Below are 18,346 nucleotides of genomic sequence, written 5' to 3'. Positions count from 1 at the left end.
CGAGCGAATTACCAAGTGGTATGCCGCGCGAAACGAGCGTCAAACGGGAATCGATTGGCAGTTCACGACCGCAGACGCTCGGATCAAATTAAGACGCCTCTACCCGAAAATTGAGCTGCGATAGACTACTAGGGCTTGGCTGTCAAACGTTGGTGTTCCTTAAGCGAACAGCTCAGGGATGATCTTTCCGTTGCGAACCAAGGTGATCGGACGTCCGGTATCGGACTCGAATTCCTTTGTCGGATCAATGCCCAGGTTGTGGTAGAAACTTGCCGCGACGTCATCGGGCGTGATCGCTTCATGACGTGGGGCGGAGGCCTTGTCGTCGCTTTCGCCGATGACTTGGCCGCCGCGAACGCGGCCGCCCGCCATTAACATGAACATGCAACGTGGATAGTGGTCGCGTCCGCCTTCGGCTGATCTCGTGTTGATTTTCGGCGTGCGGCCGAATTCTCCCGTCACCATCACGGCAGTCGAATCGAGCAAGCCGCGTTGTTCGAGTCCGTTGAGCAACCCGGCGAGTCCCGCGTCGAGCTTGGGCAGGTTGTCCGTCTTCAGTTTGGTGAAGTTGTCTTGGTGCGTGTCCCAACCGCCGAGCTGCAAGGAAACGAAGTTCACGCCCGACTCGATCAATCGAACGCTCAGCAAACAGCTTTGGCTGAACGGGTCTTCGCCGAACAGTTTTTGGAAACTCTCGGGTTCTTCGTTGATTGCGAACGCTTTACGAGCGCGCGGGGAGGTGATCATCGCATAAGCTTGTTCGCCGAAACGCGACAAGCCTTGCAGCATTTGATCATCGGCTTCCATTTCGGCAAATCGACGGTCGAGTCGTTTAAGCAATTGCTGGCGACGAGAGATTTCGTCGACCGACAAATCGCCTGGCAGCGAAATACCGCGAACCGAAAACGGTCGACCGAACTGCGGCGTTGCTTTCGTTTCGAGTGCGGCGTTTTGCAATCCCATGAAACCGGGGCCTTGACCCGACTTGGGGATCGCCACGTGTGGGGGAATGTCCATGTCGCATTCCCGCTCGGCCGTCACGACGCTTCCGTATCCCGGAAATTTCAAAGCCGGAATCGGTCGACTGCCAGCGTTAACGTATTCGCGACCGAGTTCGTGAGCGGCCAAGGTGTGGCTGACGCCGCGAAGGATCGCGAATTTGTCGGTCACCTGGGCGAGTTTGGGCAAGTGTTCAGAAATCTCGACGCCCGGTGAGTTGGTCTTGATCGGATTGAATTGACCTCGCACTTCGCTGGGTGAATTCGGCTTCAAATCGAACGTGTCCATGTGCGACGGGCCACCGACCAATTCGATAAAGATGGCGCGTTTGGCACCGCTGGCGGCGATCTCACCGGCCTCGGCCATGCTCAGCCAACCCGGCATGGTCAAACCGCTGATTCCGACCGCACCGGTACCGAGCGTCCCCATTCGGAGGATATCTCGACGAGTCACACCGTCACAAGTTTTGTGTAAACGCATGCTAGGCTTTTCAAAAATGAAGGGGGAGGATAGGTAGTGGATCTTGTTAAAGATCCTATTAGCTCTGGAGGTTTAACAACCTCCACTACGGGTAAAACCGATTGGACCCAACTTTAGTGGGTAATGATGAATTCTTTCGTATTGACCAACGCCCACATCAGCGAAGCAAGTCCGTCGGCGACGGTATCGGATTCGTTGATGTAGGCCGCCGCGATTTGTTGTTCTTCGCCGACCGGAAAACGTGACAACGTTCGCAAGTAGGCATCTTGGATCACCGATTCCAAGGTCGCACCTTTGACGAGGTGACCTTGTTGTTGGGATGCTGGCTCTTCGACCTCGGTCAGCTTCCAGGCATTTGGATTCTCGATCAACTCGGCAAACGTTGGAGAGTCGAAACCATATTCGCGGAACTTCGCGCGTGTTTGCACGTACTGAGTTTCCGCCTTTTCGATCATCCGAGCCCGCTGTTTCTCATCGAACGAGTTGAAACGTTTCACCCGTGCGATGGTTTGTTTGCGAATCTCGTCCGCTTTGCGGCGGATTTGCAAGTCTTGGGATTTGGCCACGGCATCCGAAGCACCTTTCGCGGCCGGTCCGTCATGACCAAGACTCTTGCAAGCCTGGGTCACCCATCCTCGCTGAGAATCCAAACGTTTGTAAACATCGAGATCGTTTCGCAGATAAATCGACTGCAACAAGCTTGGTGAGTCACTGCGGTCGCAATCACAATTGTTCTCACGCTCGGATTGACCGAACACCTGCAAGGCAAAGTCTTGGTTGTTGCGGTTTTGGGCCACGTCACCAGCGATGGACATTTCCTGCAATTGGGTCCGCATTTTCTCTGCCGTCGTTTGCGACTCGGTCGCCAGCATGACCGCGTCACGGATGACTTCGGCGGGCAACCGCCGAGGCACGTGACGGCTGAAGTTTGTGCGGTCGTGTTGATTGCTTGCGTTAGTCTCGGTGGAGCGTTGGTACGCATGACTGGTCACGATCATCCGGTGCAGCCAATGCAAGTCGTAATCTTGGCGAACGAACTCGCTCGCTAGTTTTTCAAGCAACATTTCGTTGCTGGCCGGATTGGCCAAGTTCATGTCATCGGTCGGATTGATGATCCCGATGCCGAAGTAGTTCGCCCACACGCGGTTAACGATCGCTTTGGCGAAATACGGATTCTCTGGTGAACGTAACCACTGCATCAGTTCGCCCCGTGGGTCTTGATCGAGCGGCAATGGGTCGGCCGCTCCGAGCAGATAGCCTTTGGGAACGTCTACTTCGACTTCCTTGCCTTTTTTCTGCATCGCTTTGGCTCGCTTCATCGCCGCCGCGTTTCGATTGACGTAGGTCAACTCACTAAAGGGGACCGTTTGACCGTCCGCTGCGGCCTTGTAGATCATCTTCCTCAAGTCACCGCCATTGATCTTTTTCGGGTCGTATGGTTTACCGACGACCTTCGTGAGCAGTTCATCACGGATCTCGCGACTCTCGGGATCGATGTTGTTTTGTCTCGCGTTAACGCCTTCGAACAACTTCGAGAACTTTTCGAAGTCATCTTTGGACCATTGGTCAAACGGGTGTTTGTGGCACTGGGCGCATTCGATCCGCACGCCCAAGAACGCATAAGCAAAACCGATCGCGCGTTCTTCCGGTTTTTGGAAGTTCCGACGAGCCCAATACAACGGCATTCCGTCCCGGGCGGCGAAAAGTTCTTCACCGCCTTTTTGACAGGCTTTGGTCATTGTCTCGCAATAGTCCAAATAGCTTTCACCCTCTTGGCGGCTTTCGGCCATCACGATGCCCTCGACAATTTCGTCATACGCCACGTTGTCATCCAAACGCACTCGTAGCCATTCGAACCACAGCTTGGTAGCCGAGCCACGAATCGGTAACACGTTGTTGAGCTGCTGATCGCTGTTACCGGTCCAATCGGCCATGCGGGTTGCCCACCAAGCGGCATAGCCGGGGGCATCTAGCAACTCGTTGACAAGTCGTTCTCGTTTGTTTGGCGATTGATCTGCGAGAAACGATCGGACGTCTTCGGCGGCGGGCAGCGTTCCAGTGATGTCAAGCGATGCGCGACGGATGAATTCGGAATCGGTGCAAATCGGCGATGGGACGATGCCTAACTTTTCGTGTTTGCGGGCGATCAATTGATCGATCGGATGTTGGGAAGTCGGCGGTGCCGTCACCGGGCTATCGAGTTGAACTGCACGAGTCACGGGAATCGGCACGACGGCGCGGTCGTAAGAAACGACTACGTGGGTATCACCAGTCAGGCCGCTATGGACTAATCCGTTTTCGTCGATCGCCGCCACCGCGTCGTCGTTGCTGGCGAATCGGCAAAGATCCGTTACATCCTCGCTCGTCCCGTCCGCCCAATGAGCGATCGCACGCAACTGAACTTGTTGTTGGTCAGACTCGAATTGCAATTCAAGCGGCAAGACTTGCAAACGTTCCAGCGTCAACGCATCGCCCTGACGTGTCTTGGCACCCGATTCGATCCAACGTCGCAACGTGTTGTATTGCCAAGTGCCCTCGTCCAATAACTTGCCTCCCTCGTGCATGTCCGCATCGACGGGCTTAGCCAATATCAAACTTTCGGCGACATCATCCACGTCGACTCTTCCGGCGTTCTCATCCAAAAGAGCTTGGTGGTCGGCTTTAAAATCGTATCCGAACAGTGACAGTTGGAATCCGCCGCGACCTTGGAACGATCCATGGCACGAGCGACCGTTGCACCCGAGTCGTCCGAGCAGCGGCATGACGTGCTTTTGGAAATCAGGCACTTGGTCGGTACCCACGTCGGCGAAACGTTGATCGAGCGGATCGATGATGGTGCGCCCGTTCGGGTCCGGTTTCGGAGTCGACGTGTTGGCCGGTTCGCCGGAGGCAATCCCCGACATCCCCGCGATGAGAACCAAAAGACCCAAACCAGCCGTGAAGCGAAATCCACGAAGCAAGAAGAATGTCCGACAACAACGGACCTGCGCGGCATCATGCATGAGCCAACTCGCAATTATGGGGTGAGAGAGGGGGGAAAACCGGAGGGAGCCGACGTCGGGACGCAACGAACGCGACGGCTATCGTTGAAACGCCCGAATCGGGGGGAAGTTTCGTTGTTTCTTGATCGAAAACTCAGATCACGACCCCGTTACCGGGGCGAAAGGGGGGTCATTCCCCCGATGCTCGTCCCGTGAACCACTTCGTTATAGCAATTCCCCCCCGTTGCTCCTAATGAAATTCGCAATTTTTTGAAGTTTCAAATCGTTGCCTAGCTCGGATGAATCAGAACCCGGCGCGTAACGGCGTGTTGATTGAGTGCACGTTTGGGCGTTTTCGTTTAACGGCAAGCCGCAGGCGCCTGCGTTTTCAAACTCGGTCGCCTGCGGCTTGCCGTTAAACGATTCAATCAACAGACCGGTAAGCGAGGGATTTACCGATGATCCCTCGCTAACGCGTCGGGTGATGACTCATCAGGGTTAGTCGGCTGAAACGGTGGGCCGCATGGATTCGCCTGCCCTACACCAAGTTGTCGTTTCGCGTCATAATCGCTCGCCTTCCTGACACTTTCCTGCCAGCGGCGGCCTTCCTTCATGTTTCACGACAAAATTGGTGATCTCGGCATCACCTTCGACGACGTCCTTCTGCTTCCCGCTTACAGCGAAGTGGTGCCCAGCGAGGTGGACGTCAGCAGCCAGTTAACCCAGCGGATTCGATTGCAGATCCCGCTGATCTCGTCGCCGATGGACACCGTCACCGAAGCGGAAATGGCGATCGCGCTGGCCAAAGAAGGCGGTTTGGGCATCGTTCACAAGAACCTTTCTGTCAAAGCCCAAACCGACGAAGTGTTGAAAGTCAAACGCTCGGCCAACGGCATCATTGTCGACCCGGTCACATTGTCGCCGGAGGAACAGGTCGGCAAAGCGGTCGAGATGATGGACCGCGCCAACGTCTCGGGCATCCCGATCGTCAAGGCGGACCGCACTCTGGTGGGGATCCTGACCAGGCGTGATTTGAGGTTCCTTGAAGACCCCAGTTTGCCCATTTCCGAAGTCATGACCAAAAATAATTTGGTGACGGCTGTAGGGAATGTGAGTCTTGCGCAAGCTGAGAAGATTTTAACGGAAAAAAGGGTAGAGAAACTTCTGCTGATTGACGAAGAAAGAAAACTGACGGGACTGATTACGATCCGCGACATCGACATGATGAAGCGGCACCCGCGAGCCTGTAAAGATTCGCTGGGCCGACTTCGGGTGGGTGCCGCGATCGGCGTGGGCGATTTCGCTCGGGCCGAGAAGCTGATCGCTCAAGGCGTCGACCTACTCGTGGTCGATTCGGCTCACGGGCACAGCAAGAACGTGATCGATACCGTCAGAGAAATCAAAACGAACAAAGCATGGGATATCGATGTTGTGGCGGGGAACGTCGCGACGGCTCAGGGGGCAGCGGATTTAATCGCTGCGGGAGCTGACGCGGTGAAGGTCGGCATCGGACCCGGATCAATTTGCACGACTCGCGTGATCAGTGGCATCGGAGTGCCTCAGGTGACCGCGATTTTGAACGCCGTGCAGGTTGCTCATGAAAAGAACATTCCAATCATCGCGGACGGCGGAATTCGCTTCAGCGGTGACATTACCAAAGCACTCGCCGCCGGAGCTTCGACGGTCATGATCGGCAGTTTATTTGCCGGTTTGGCCGAAAGTCCCGGCAAGATGATTCTGTACCAAGGTCGTACCTTCAAGGCGTACCGGGGGATGGGATCCATGGGCGCGATGGTGAAAGGAAGTAGTGACCGGTATCGTCAAAAAGGCACCGAAGCGGGCAAGCTTGTCCCCGAAGGTGTCGAAGGGCGAGTGCCGTTCAAAGGCCCGCTGTCGGATTACGCTTACCAATTGGTCGGCGGGTTGAGAGCGGGCATGGGTTACATCGGTACACGGACGATCGAAGAACTAAGACGAGACGCGAAATTCATTCGCGTCTCGGCCGCCACGGTGAGGGAGAACCACCCGCATGACATTGCGATCACCCAAGAAGCGCCTAACTACAGCCCCGACGTCAACTCGGGCGACTCGGCTTAAACGAACCCTCTTGTCAACGACGTTGCTGCTTTCGGGCAGCATCGGCTTGGGGGCATTTGCCACAGCCAGTATCGGTCATGCCGATGACAACTGGCAAGACAATCGCCACTTCCGCGCGGCGCCTGCAGTTCATTCCGGTCGACCTTCAAGCGATTTCCACACCGCATCGACCGCCGACCGTCCCCACCCGGTCACTTCGACCCAGCGTTCGGGATGGAACCTGCAATGGCGAACCAGCCCCACGATCGCGGCCGAACAGGCTCGCCGAATCAGTGACTCGGCTTTCGAGGATAAATCAACCCGGCCTGACGTGTGGACAACGCAACCCAATATCGTCGCCGCATCAGGGCAACCGGTTCCGGTCGAACTATCGCAGCAACCGACGCAACAACCAGCGCATCAACCAGCGACCGACAATCGCCTGCGGCAATCGTCGGCGAGTAACGTGCAACGAGTCGCTTGGTTGAATCAAAACGCGGCCAACCCAAACGCGGACCAACCGGCCGGCGGATTCTCGATCCCGGATAACCTGTTCCGTGACTCGGCAGCTAACCCGCCTAGCAGTCCCACACCGAACGCCTCAACGCCGCCTAATTCGTCCACGATCGGTACTCCCGAAATTCTGCCACCGGGGGAACCTTCGTTCGGTCTGCCCGAGGCTATCGCACCGATGCAGGTGCTTCCTGTACCAAAGTCTGCACCTGGGATTCCTGACGAACTTTCCGAACTGTTCGAAATCGATCCCCCGGCGGCCGATTCGAAGCCCATCAATCCGATGCCGCAACCTGAATCGACAGCGCCGGCTGATGGTTCGTCGATTCGCGATATGATCCAAGGCGAACCCGCGCCGGTACCGGTACCGCGCGATCAGGCACCATCAAATACTCCCGATGTCGTCGACGAAATTGATTCGCCGTCGGATCGGGAAACATTCGCTCCCAACCCGTTTCAAAATCGCGAAGACGAACGTGCCGCCGAACGTCGCCAAAGCGACGCACAGCGTGAAGAGCAACGCGAACGCAACCGCGTCCGTGATGCGGGGCGTCCTTCGATCTTTTCCGATGACGACGGTCCGGCGAGCAGCGGAACCGGGTTGTCATGCGACGACTTCCGCGATCGCATCGAAGCTTCGACGATCGACCAAGTCTCGCTCGACATCAGTCCGCCGTTTCGTCCCGACGTGATCGACGAAGACGAATTTCAAAAACTACGTGGTAAGTTTCAGGCCAAGCAAGAAGCCCGTGTTTGGCGTTCGATCGATGGTCGACCTTTGGGTACCGGACGTTTGGAAGACTTGGCGTATGAAAAGGCCGTCATCACCACCGAATTCGGCAGCCAAGAAGAGTTGCCGCTGAATCGACTCAGTGAACCCGACCTGGCGTACATCTCACAGAATTGGGGATTGCCGACGGAGTGTTTGATCGAACAGGTCGCCTATACGCCCCGCAGCTGGACCCCGACGACGATGACGTATGTGGCCTCGAACCTGTGTCACAAGCCGTTGTATTTCGAAGAAGTTAACTTGGAACGTTACGGACACACCGCAGGGCCGTTCGCCCAACCGGTAATCTCGTCGGCTCACTTCTTCTTCAACATTGCCGTCTTGCCATACAAGATGGGCGTCCATTCGCCGCACGAATGCCAATACGCGTTGGGTTACTATCGCCCCGGCAACTGTGCCCCGTGGATCATCCCACCGGTGCCGTTGAGCGTTAAAGGTGCGTGGTACCAAGCCGCCGCGATAACCGGCACCGCGTTATTGGTGCCGTAGTGCGTCGTTAAGATTGAACCTTAGTTGCGAAACTCGCCAAGAGTTTCGGTCGGGGCAATTGATCGCCGAAAGTCTCGACGACTTTCGCTACGTGTTAGCCATGCTATAGACGCCGACGTCTATTCCGAAACTGGTTGCATCACGATCGAGTACCACTTGGTCGAGTAGGTTTCGAATCCGGGGGCTTTCGCGTGAGCGATGCACATGGATTGGTTGTTGACCTTGGCGACGTAAAAGCCTTTGGGCGAATTGAGCACGCGATTGAAGTCGGGCAGGTCGATGCGATCGCTCATCAATCGTTCTTGGTTGCTTGCCAAGATCATGCCGTCTTGGTTGACGATGCACGCCTTGGTCGATGATTTTTCTTGAGCAGATACCGGGATGCTGTCCAAGATCGGGCCGGCCAAACCGCGCCAATTGAAGAGGATACCGAGCACGCCGATGACGGGTGCGGACGATTCACCGCCTTCTCGCACGCCACACGAGTAAACCAGCGTCGATTGTCCGTCGACCAATCGTGACGAGTGGGCGAATTCGAAACCATAATCGTTGCCGCTTCGGGACCGAACCGCACTTTGAAACCAACTCGACGACGATTCGTTTTGTCCGATGCTGCGGTATTGGCTCGGTCGTCCGTTAGCGATCACGCGGCCGTTGACGTCGCACAGAACTAAGTCGTAGTAGACGGTATAGGCGTCCAAAATGACACCGAGCCGTTTCGAAGCGTAGGCGATGACATCCTCGTTTGCGTCGTCGGCCAAGGCGTCGATCAAACTCCCATCGGTCGCCCACCAGCGCACGTCACAGGTGCGTTCGTAGAGATTACGATCGATCAAGTCGATATTGACCAAGGCCAGATCGCTTAGTCGAGTTCCCCGCACGGAACCATCAATCAGCGAAATCAGCTCGTTGGTCTTTTCGCGTGTTCGACTGGCCATCGAATCGGCGATCAAGGATGTTTTCTCGGACAACTCTTGGATCTCTTCGGCGACGACGCTGAATGCGGCGCCGTATTGTCCGGCTCGCGCCGCTTCGATTCTCGCGTTGAGCGAGAGTACTCGCGTTTCCGCATTGACGCTGTGAATTTCGCCGATCGCGGATTCAAGTGCGGTCGAGAGGTCTTCGACCAGATCTTGGATCGAAGTCTCTCGCGGGCTGGTTAATGAAGTTGAACTAGATTCAGCCGACGGACCGGCAGGCGTGCTCGACATGGTTCTTTCCGGGGGCAACGGAGAGGAAACGGATTGCGTGACTCATCCCGCCTGGACGATGGTCGCTTCCAACTTTTACACGCGTTGATATACTGATCCCAACAATGCCAACGAGGAACTGTCAAATAATTCAGGACGTGGTGTACATCCGGTACGACTGGCAATTCCGAACTGCTAAAAACGAGCGTTCGTTCAGTCGCCTCGGTGAAATCTGCGAGCCTACTTAAGAATCCGCTGCAAGGCGGCGAAGACCACCAGCCCGGAGTCTTGGCGGATGAAATGGATGGCCAGGTCACTGACTCCGGCTTGATTGGTTTGGCGACCCATCTGAGCGATCCGGATGCATTGCACGTGGATCGGCTCGCCGCACGCTTGACTGAACCGGAACAACCGGGCTCGCCAATATTTGGCGTAGTCTCGCATCAATCGTGTTTGTTTGAACTGTTCCTGGCGGGGTGCCAGTTTCTTGGGATACAACCAGCCGAAGAATGACCAAACGACGCCGACGATGATGAAAACTAGACCGGTGAGAGTCAAGATCGCGGCCCATTGGTTTCCGCCAAAGGCGACCGACAGTGCGATGATCAGAGGCAATGCAGCGACGACGGGGATCACAATCAGCCATACCAACATCGGCACCGACTTGTAGCGGAACTTGGCTTGGTCGACTGCCCTAACAACCAAACCGATGTCGGGAAATAGGTCTTTGATCAGTTGTAGTGATTGAGCCGCTAAGCGGTTCTCGTCGACCGACGCGGCGTCGGAAGATGATTCCTGGTACGCTTCGAGTTGATCGACCACACTTTCGATCACGCTGACCCAAGCCATGTCCTCGTCGTTGTTTTGAATCGGAAAACTTTCGCGAAAGGCCGTTGAATCGCGAGCCACCTCCGAGAGAAGTTGGACGGCCTGGGCGACCGAACGGGTCTCGTCATAGCGACATGCCGCTCGGACTGCGCCGAGCAGTTGCTGGCGGATCGGGTCGCGACGCTTCGGACTGCGCAGCAAGGTTTGCAAGTCGACTAGAAACTGTAGGTCGATCTGCGCGGTGTAGTTCAACGATGCGGAATGTGTTTCGATCTCATGGATGATTTGGGCTGACCAATCCGAAGGCGCGGTCCAAATGGCGGAACGCATCAAGCGCAATTGAAACGTCGTGCGGACGGCCGGATCGTCTTGACGGATCGCGCGTTCGCATTGATCAAGCAAATTTTTCACGACACCGAATTCGCTCGACTCGATCAATCGCAGCCACAACGATTCCGTCAGCACATAAAACAGCGGCGTCGTGATTTTCTGAGCAACGAATTCGATCGTCTTACTCAGTATCTCATCAGGAATCTCTGTTCGCAGGAATTCACTCGTCAGCGACGTCAGTCCGGGATCGTCGGGGAACGCAATCAATCCGTCGATCAGGTGTCCGAGATACTTCGGCGTCGCTCGGGTGGATACGGCGTCGGCGAGCACCGCCGCGATGTAATAGTCTTGCGGAGACCGACGGACGGTCGAATCGAGTTTGGCGGTTGCGGCGACCGGATCGACGACGGCCAATTGCCGCAGCGTTAGATCGGGCTTCGGGGTGGAAGGAACAACCGAACGCGACGTGAGTGTCGGCTGGATTTCGGGAGACGCACTGGTTCGAGGAACCGGATCTTCGATCGGTTCGCCCTGATGCGAGTCGTCGACTTCCCATGCCTGGCTTGCCTGGGCAAGCGATTGCATTTGTTGCCCGTAACGCAATGACTTTTCGAGCCGTTCATAAGCTTCGCGAATCATTCCGAATTCCGCCGGGTGAGTCTCCGGTTTATATTGACGGATCGCCTTGCCGTAGGCTCGTTTGAGATCACGTCGATCGAAATCTGCGTCGAGCCCAAAGAATCGCATGGGCTCGCCGGGCAACCATTTCAAATCGCTCATGGGTTGGCCGGCAAGAATGAATCGGGTGCGAAAGGTTCCGGTGTTAAACGCTCAACGCCAGGAAACAGATCGCGGAACAATGGCGGCATCTCGGTGGGCTGTGCCTCGGGAGCAAAGCTTGGTAAATCGTCAGGGAAGCCGTTCGGCGCAAACCGTGGTAACGGCGGCTGCTCGAGAAACGTTGACGGCAATGGCGGCGGGCTTGAGGGAAAACCGGGCGTGAAAGGATCCGGAAACAAAGGCTCGCCCATGAAGCGGTCGGGCATGTTTCCAGGACGATTCGCCTGAGGAGGGGTCGTCGGAACCGATCGCGGCGTCTGCTGCACGGGAGCGGGTGTCGGAGTCGCGCTGGGCGTATATGGGAAACTGCGTCGCTGCTTGGGATTCTTGTCGTCCTGAATGATCGCGTTGATGATGACCATCGCGATGAAGATCGCCCACGCGATTGTGCTCCATTTAGGGCGGGCGATCATTCGTCGCGTGCGGCTGATCGTGGAATAATTGGCGGACCAATCTCGCTGGTTCGCCGGATCGAGCAACGCGTCGAACCAATCGTGATCGATCGCATAAATCTCTGGGTGTCGCTCGATGAACTTCTTCACGATTCGACCACCTTCGATGACGCGACGTTCGGCGATCATCGACTCGATGTATTGTTCTCGTAGGGCACCACCTTGGGCGGCGGTTCCGATCATGGCGAATTGCAAGGAGTACGCGAATTTGACATCACCGGTCTCTTCGGTGGCTTGCAACAATGCTAACCGCTGGGCCGCGACCGCTCGCAATCTGGCCGAAACGGCGGCGTACTGCGGCACTCGCGGGCTGGAGATCACTCGCAGGTACTTTTGCAGCGTGTCGTCGGGTAATTCGTAGAACTTCGTTCGCAGTTTCTCCAAACAGGCCTTGGCCCGCAATTTAAATTCACGATCGGCTTGGGCGTCGGCGACCTCTGAAGTTCCGCTTGCGACCGAGGTGCGAATCGTTGGATTCGTATTGGCGGATTCGTCGGCCCGCCAAATTTCGCGACGCCGTCGCAAAATTTGCGGCGATTGAAACATCGGATTAAGTTCCAGCATTTCGCGAACGTAGGATTTCGCGATCGCCTGCTTCAGTTCGCTAGTGAGCGATTCACCGGAGCGAGATTTGTCGGGTAGAGATTTATCGACGGGGGACTCGTTCGGGTCCGGCGCGCCGCTCACGCGTTTTCTCCGTTGGGATCCAAGCCGAGCGCCGACAGACACATCAGCAGATGGTTTCGCGCGGCGTCAAACTCAGCCCGATCGGCGCGGTTCATGGCCGCTTCGTACGCGTCAAGGGCCCCGTCGAGTTGTTCCCGCTGGGTCGGATGAAGTTCGCCGATCATGCGTTCGGCGTAGCGAGCGAGTTGTTGGTTGGAAAGGTCTTCGCGGGGATAGAACTTCATCTCGCTGATCCGCCGTTTGGCCGCTTCGACGGACTTGGGTGACAAACCTTGGACATGATTCGTTAACACCGTTCGGAACTTTTTGCCGCCCGGGCGGTACGCTTCGACTTCCAAGACGCCGCTGATGTCGTAAGTGAACCGAATGAAGAACGGGCTACCCGCCGGTCCCGGCGGCAGTGGACTGACCTCGAGCGAACCGAGCAACACGTTGTCGGCGACTTTGCGTGCATCCCCTTGATAAACGTTCACGGTGACGGAAGTTTGATTGTCGGCGACGGTGCTAAATACCTGCTCTTTCGAGATCGGGATCGTGCTGTTTCGATGTAAGACGGGCGAAAAATATCCGTCACGGACTTGGCCGCCGAGTTCGCGGACGACTTCGACACCCATCGTGAACGGACACACGTCGGTCATCACCATATCGTCGACGGCGGCGTCTTGGCCGATCAAAGCCGCCTGGACCGCCGCGCCCAACGCGACAACTTCATCGGGGTTGTGTTTCATCACCGGCGGCTTGCCGAAGTATTCCGCGACGAAGTCGCGAAGCAGGTTCATCCGCGTCGCCCCTCCGACCAAGATCACGTCGTCGATCTCGGACGTTTTCATCTCCGCGTCGCGCAGCGCGCGGGCGATCGGTCCGGTGATCCGTTGCAGCAGTGGATCGCACAACTTAGCAAACACTTTTCGATCGATGCGAAAACGTTTCGGTTTGTCGCCGTACTTGCCGTCCGCATCGGGCACGCGGATGTGGGCTTCGTCGTGTTCGGCGAGCGTGCGTTTGGCGGTTTCGCATTCGCTGCGAAGACGTGCCACGCGAAGGGCGTCGTTGAGTTCGGCGATTTCCAACCGCGCGTTCTCGGCGGATAGGACTTCCGAAACAATCCGGTCGGTAAAGTCTTCACCGCCGAGCATGCTTTCGCCGGCGCTAGAGCGAATTTCAAGTGTGCCCTCAAAAACTTCCATCACGGTCACGTCAAACGTGCCGCCGCCGAGATCGATGACGACCAAGTTTTTTTCTTCGTCACGCTGATGGAATCCATAAACCAATGCGGCGGCGGTCGGTTCATTGATCATCCGACGGACGTTCAATCCCGCCATCTCGCCGGCCAATCGGGTCGCTTGGCGGGCGTGATCGTTGAAGTACGCCGGGACGGTGATGACCGCATCGGTGACTTCAACGCCTAGAGCCGCCGTCGCATCGTTCTTGAGCGACCGCAACACGAGGCTGCTCAGTTCATGGGGCGTGAATTCTTTCTTGCCCAGAGCGATCCGGCGGTCTTGACCCATGAATCGTTTGAAACACCAAGCACACGATTCGGGATCGGTGACGCGAAGTTCTTTCGCGGTTTGCCCGACGACGATTTCGCCACCAGGCAACACTCCGACGACCGAAGGCGTCAAGAATCCACCGTGAGCGGTCGGGATCAACTTCGGTTGCCCATCGACGAAATAGCTCGCGAGCGAATGGGTGGTGCCCAAGTCGATTCCGATACAAGGCGTCGTACCGGAATCGCCCCAATCGTGGAGATCTCCCGAACCGGGCGAGTCATGACCGAAGGCATCGCGAGAAGTGTCAGACATCAAAAAACAAGTAAAAAGAGTTCGGCGGATACGAAAGTTTAGCCGGTCGACTCGTCGTCGGTCCAGACAATCGGCTGTCGGATCGGCAAGGTATGGGAACATTCCAGTTTCAGGTATCTTATTGGAACCCGCCCCGCCCCTCACTCCCCCCTTTTTGCCCGCCTGATCATGGAAACGATGAGCACGACTGCGTCTTTCGACCTTCAACCGCGAACGCGTTTGATTTTTGGTGCTGGCACGCTCGCGAAAGTGGGCGAGTTGACCCGTTCGCTAGCCAAGGTTGCGTCACGGCCGGCTCGGGTTTTGGTCGTTTGCGATCAAGGAATCGTCGCGGCGGGCCATTTTGAGCGAGTTCGGGGTCTGCTGACTGAGAGCGGATTGATGGTCGAGTCGTTCCACGAATTTGCTGAAAATCCGACTTCTGCGATGGTCGACCAAGCCGTGACGGCGGCGGCCGCGTTCCAGCCCGACGTGTTGATAGGACTGGGCGGCGGCAGCAGCCTGGATTGCTGCAAGGGAATGAACTTCGTTTACAGTTGTGGCGGTTCGATCCACGACTACCACGGCGTCGGCAAGGCGACCGCTGACATGCTGCCCATGATCGCCATCCCGACGACTTCGGGAACGGGCAGTGAAACGCAGAGTTTTGCCTTGATTAGCGACGCCCAAACGCATGTGAAGATGGCCTGCGGTGATCCTCGAGCGGCTTGCAAAATTGCCATGCTGGATCCGGAACTGACGCTCACCATGCCACGGCGAGTGACGTCCCTGACAGGAATCGATGCGATCTCGCACGCGATTGAAACGTACGTAACGCGTCGGCGAAATGCGATGTCGACGATGTACAGCCGCCGAGCGTTTGCATTGTTGGCCGGTTCGTTCCGACGTGTTTTAGAAAACGGCCAGGATCTTGAAGCACGCGGCGACATGCAATTGGGAGCCTCCTTGGCGGGCATGGCGATCGAAACGTCCATGCTCGGGGCCGCGCACGCGACCGCCAATCCGTTGACGGCGCGACACGACATTGTCCACGGCCAAGCGGTCGGCCTGATGTTGCCCGCCGTGATTCGATTCAACGGCGTCGAGCATGCCGATTGGTACGCCGAGTTGATGCGGGAGATCGAACCGAACATTGCCACGCCTGATGCCCCCGACGCGTTGGCGGAACTCGTCTTGTCGTGGATGGGAGCCGCCGAACTCGCCGTTTCTCTCGACGAACTTGCGATCCCGTCGTCGGATATCGGCAGGTTTGTCGATGACGCGTTGCAACAGTGGACCGGGACGTTCAACCCGATTTCCCTGGACCAGGACAACGTCCGGATGTTGTACCGCGACGTTGCGTAGGGAAGAGCTTGATCATCGCTGGTTTCGCTCTACTTGCAATAAATTTGCGAGGCAATAGCGGTTCTGTTTATGTCTCAAGCCAAACAAGGTACCTACCTTGCATCCAATAAAGTTCAATCTGGTTCCGGGAAAATTGAAATGAAATGTTGTCCGTTAAAAGATGCTTTAAGCGTTGTTGTTGGTGATGCTGGAACCGTAACTCGATAAAGCTCGTGTCGCAAAAATCCAACTAAGACATCTTTTACGACGAATTGTTTCTCGATTCGATCGAAAATTACCACCAAATGAAGCCCGGCATGCGCATGGTGGCAGTCCACTGCAAAGTTTCGTCGGCAAGTTTTTACTTCAAGACCGTCTGGAACACGCACCGGACGTTTTAACTTCCCTTTAAGTGATGCACCATAAACTTGGTCTTTTCCTCTACGAAAGTCCGGCAGCTGAGAGTAATCATCGCTGCCTAGATACAGATCTGGATAATCGCTCGCTCCGTTCGATTCGAGCTCCCAATCCGTTGACCGCTCGATAAGGAACCGCTCGATCAGCTTGCTTACGACCGTACCACCGGTTCCAGAGAGCAGCAGGGTCTCATGGTCGAGAGCCAATTTGAGCAATTGAATGTCCGATCTTACGATTGGATTTGACCTGAGTTGCTGATGCGATTCTACGGCCGCTACGATGGAATTGACCGATCGCCGGACATTTGCCGGGGAGTTCATTACCTTTGTCAGAAATTCGGCGAGGGGTGCGGATTCACGCGTAAGCCAAGGAACAAGACGTTCAGCCACGGATCGGCACCGAAAAGTCCAGTCAATTGAGTTCGGTGGATATTCGGACAGCTCTGCTGACGCCAATTCGATTTGACGCAGGACGTGAGATAGTGCGACACAAGTCATTTGCTGTCCCACCAATCGAACAGATCGCTAGGCGTGACGCCGATTGCGAACGCTAGTCGGCAGACGTTCTCGATACTTAAATTACGTTCGCCTCGCTCGACGCTTCCAACATAACTTCGATCAAGTTCGGCCGCATCGGCCAGGCCCTCTTGTGTCAAACCAGCAGCCATCCGATGTTTTCGCACGCTTTTTCCAAATAGACGCTTTACTTGTTCGACATTCATGCCGTAAAATTTCGCGAGATGAGGACGATCAGTCCACGGACTCTGTGTATCATTCGGAAGGAACGTGCCATGACGAAACCGGCGAAGACATTCGCGGAATTTTTTGCTGGAATTGGCTTGGTACGACTTGGCCTCGAACGTGCGGGTTGGAGCTGCATTTACGCAAACGACAACGATCCCAAGAAACAACAGCAATATGAAGCTCGCTTCGGCGAGGAGCATTTCCATCTTTGCGACGTATTTAAGCTCCAAGAGATGCGAAGCTTGATGCCATCCAATGTCCGATTAGCAACTGCTTCGTTTCCTTGCACCGACCTTTCCCTCGCGGGGCATTGGAAGGGTATTGAGGGTAGACATTCGTCAGCGGTTTTTGGGTTCCTGGAATGTATTGAAGATCTCGGCAGGCCACCAATTTTGCTTCTTGAGAACGTAGTCGGTTTATTGTCTTCAAAGCAGGGGCAAGACTTTCGTAAGCTAAGTCAGCTACTTGGGGATGCTGGATATTGGTTGGATGCATTTCGGCTTGATGCAAGACACTTTGTGCCTCAGAGTCGTCCAAGAATCTTTTTTGTGGGTGTGCATGATTCGCACATCGAAGATTGTCCATTCACAAGATCTGATGCCGAATTTACATTAGGAGAAAACGACTGGGAGTCTTTGGTTCGTTGCAACCCGGAACTTCGACCCGCTCGATTAGTGGAGTTGATGGCGACAACCGAATTGGCAACAGGCTGGTTCTGTTCTGAAGTAATCACTCCGAAAGCTACAGTAAAACGCTTGGGTGAATTGATAGATCTTGGCGAGGACGAGCTATGGTGGGATGATGTGCTTGTTAAGAAACATTATGACATGATGAGCGGCATCCATCGTAGCGAGGTGGATCGTTTGCAATGCGAATCATCGTTGTCCATCGGGACAATCTATCGACGCAAACGGCACGGCAAAACTCGGGCGGAAGTGCGTTTTGATGGAACAGCAGGATGCCTGCGAACCCCGAAAGGCGGCAGTGCCCGTCAAATAGTAATCGTTGTAGAGCCGGATCGGATTCGCATGAAGTGGATGACGCCTGTTGAATACGCTCGTCTGCAGGGCGCAGATGACTTCCCGTTGGTGGGCAGAACAAATCAGCAGCTTTTCGGGTTCGGCGACGCCGTCTGCGTTCCGGCAATCGAATGGATTGGCAATCGAATTTTGAATCCTATTATTGAATCCATCGAGTTGGCATCTTCCATTTCAAGTTAGTGGTTTCGTCGTGGTTTGTTTTCATTGGCTGTGCGTTAATGATTGATCGACTACGGAACATTGGTGCTGGATTTTGAGCATTCGGTTTAGGGCCAAACGCAGGAAAGCTGAGGCTTCCTTCGAATCTTGCCGATTTCGACTAGTTGTTGCGAATCGCGTTTCGGCCGGGGCTCGGACACTGCG

At 55.7% G+C, this 18,346-nt stretch carries 12 protein-coding genes; 4 read left to right on the top strand and 8 right to left on the bottom strand.

The genetic code is table 11. The features are described 5' to 3' along the window. Positions 1-159 precede the first annotated feature (159 nt). Together Pla100_RS23955 and Pla100_RS23950 are read right to left on the bottom strand one after the other, a co-directional pair. Positions 160-1,479: a DUF1501 domain-containing protein gene (locus tag Pla100_RS23955; RefSeq protein ID WP_146580938.1), complete on the bottom strand. Its 1,320-nt coding sequence runs from the start codon at positions 1,477-1,479 to the stop codon at positions 160-162. A gap of 113 nt (positions 1,480-1,592) precedes the next feature. Then, positions 1,593-4,382: a DUF1549 and DUF1553 domain-containing protein gene (locus Pla100_RS23950; protein ID WP_146580976.1), complete on the bottom strand. Its 2,790-nt coding sequence runs from the start codon at positions 4,380-4,382 to the stop codon at positions 1,593-1,595. A 690-nt stretch (positions 4,383-5,072) separates the two neighbouring features. Between Pla100_RS23950 and guaB the strand changes: the two genes are divergently transcribed. Both guaB and Pla100_RS23940 read left to right on the top strand, forming a co-directional pair. Next, on the top strand, positions 5,073-6,557 hold the full coding sequence (guaB, locus tag Pla100_RS23945) for an IMP dehydrogenase (RefSeq protein ID WP_146580935.1): 1,485 nt from the start codon (positions 5,073-5,075) through the stop codon (positions 6,555-6,557). A 10-nt stretch (positions 6,558-6,567) separates the two neighbouring features. After that, positions 6,568-8,328, top strand: coding sequence for a hypothetical protein (locus Pla100_RS23940; protein ID WP_231603488.1), 1,761 nt, complete (start codon positions 6,568-6,570; stop codon positions 8,326-8,328). A gap of 119 nt (positions 8,329-8,447) precedes the next feature. Here the strand turns inward: Pla100_RS23940 and Pla100_RS23935 are convergent, their stop codons facing one another. From Pla100_RS23935 to Pla100_RS23920, 4 genes are all read right to left on the bottom strand, one after another. Then, the gene (locus Pla100_RS23935; protein ID WP_146580931.1) at positions 8,448-9,539 is read right to left on the bottom strand and encodes a methyl-accepting chemotaxis protein; all 1,092 of its coding nucleotides are present in this window, start codon (positions 9,537-9,539) and stop codon (positions 8,448-8,450) included. A 219-nt stretch (positions 9,540-9,758) separates the two neighbouring features. Further along, positions 9,759-11,456, bottom strand: coding sequence for a J domain-containing protein (locus Pla100_RS23930; RefSeq protein ID WP_146580929.1), 1,698 nt, complete (start codon positions 11,454-11,456; stop codon positions 9,759-9,761). Next, positions 11,453-12,655 (bottom strand): hypothetical protein, encoded by a 1,203-nt coding sequence (locus Pla100_RS23925; RefSeq protein ID WP_146580926.1) that lies wholly within the window; start codon positions 12,653-12,655, stop codon positions 11,453-11,455. The genes Pla100_RS23930 and Pla100_RS23925 overlap by 4 nt, the downstream gene beginning before the upstream one ends. Next, positions 12,652-14,460, bottom strand: coding sequence for an Hsp70 family protein (locus tag Pla100_RS23920; RefSeq protein ID WP_146580925.1), 1,809 nt, complete (start codon positions 14,458-14,460; stop codon positions 12,652-12,654). Before Pla100_RS23920 ends, Pla100_RS23925 begins: the two co-directional genes overlap by 4 nt. Before the next feature lie 177 nt (positions 14,461-14,637). On the opposite strand from Pla100_RS23920, the gene Pla100_RS23915 reads away from it, so the two are divergent. Next, positions 14,638-15,804, top strand: a complete 1,167-nt coding sequence (locus Pla100_RS23915; RefSeq protein ID WP_146580923.1) for an iron-containing alcohol dehydrogenase — start codon at positions 14,638-14,640, stop codon at positions 15,802-15,804. A gap of 113 nt (positions 15,805-15,917) precedes the next feature. Here the strand turns inward: Pla100_RS23915 and Pla100_RS23910 are convergent, their stop codons facing one another. Then, positions 15,918-16,589 carry a hypothetical protein gene (locus tag Pla100_RS23910; protein WP_146580921.1) on the bottom strand — a complete coding sequence of 224 codons (672 nt, stop codon included), beginning with the start codon at positions 16,587-16,589 and terminating at the stop codon, positions 15,918-15,920. A gap of 104 nt (positions 16,590-16,693) precedes the next feature. After that, the gene (locus Pla100_RS23905; RefSeq protein ID WP_146580919.1) at positions 16,694-16,921 is read right to left on the bottom strand and encodes a helix-turn-helix domain-containing protein; all 228 of its coding nucleotides are present in this window, start codon (positions 16,919-16,921) and stop codon (positions 16,694-16,696) included. A gap of 69 nt (positions 16,922-16,990) precedes the next feature. Here Pla100_RS23905 and Pla100_RS23900 point away from each other — a divergent pair, with 69 nt between their 5' ends. Beyond that, positions 16,991-18,163: a DNA cytosine methyltransferase gene (locus Pla100_RS23900; protein ID WP_197168187.1), complete on the top strand. Its 1,173-nt coding sequence runs from the start codon at positions 16,991-16,993 to the stop codon at positions 18,161-18,163. The last annotated feature ends 183 nt before the right edge of the window (positions 18,164-18,346 follow it).

Origin of the sequence: Neorhodopirellula pilleata (assembly GCF_007859915.1) — a bacterium.
Lineage (GTDB): Bacteria > Planctomycetota > Planctomycetia > Pirellulales > Pirellulaceae > Rhodopirellula > Rhodopirellula pilleata.
Note: the sequence above shows the minus strand (reverse complement) of the source record. Positions and strands in the feature narration are given on the sequence as shown.

Excerpts from the sequence above, each read along its gene's own strand:
- Pla100_RS23955 (WP_146580938.1), bottom strand. The coding sequence starts at position 1,479 with ATGCGTTTACACAAAACTTGTGACGGTGTGACTCGTCGAGATATCCTC.
- Pla100_RS23950 (WP_146580976.1), bottom strand. The coding sequence starts at position 4,382 with ATGTCGGGGATTGCCTCCGGCGAACCGGCCAACACGTCGACTCCGAAA.
- guaB (WP_146580935.1), top strand. The coding sequence starts at position 5,073 with ATGTTTCACGACAAAATTGGTGATCTCGGCATCACCTTCGACGACGTC.
- Pla100_RS23935 (WP_146580931.1), bottom strand. The coding sequence starts at position 9,539 with ATGTCGAGCACGCCTGCCGGTCCGTCGGCTGAATCTAGTTCAACTTCA.
- Pla100_RS23930 (WP_146580929.1), bottom strand. The coding sequence starts at position 11,456 with ATGAGCGATTTGAAATGGTTGCCCGGCGAGCCCATGCGATTCTTTGGG.
- Pla100_RS23920 (WP_146580925.1), bottom strand. The coding sequence starts at position 14,460 with ATGTCTGACACTTCTCGCGATGCCTTCGGTCATGACTCGCCCGGTTCG.
- Pla100_RS23915 (WP_146580923.1), top strand. The coding sequence starts at position 14,638 with ATGAGCACGACTGCGTCTTTCGACCTTCAACCGCGAACGCGTTTGATT.
- Pla100_RS23905 (WP_146580919.1), bottom strand. The coding sequence starts at position 16,921 with ATGAATGTCGAACAAGTAAAGCGTCTATTTGGAAAAAGCGTGCGAAAA.
- Pla100_RS23900 (WP_197168187.1), top strand. The coding sequence starts at position 16,991 with ATGACGAAACCGGCGAAGACATTCGCGGAATTTTTTGCTGGAATTGGC.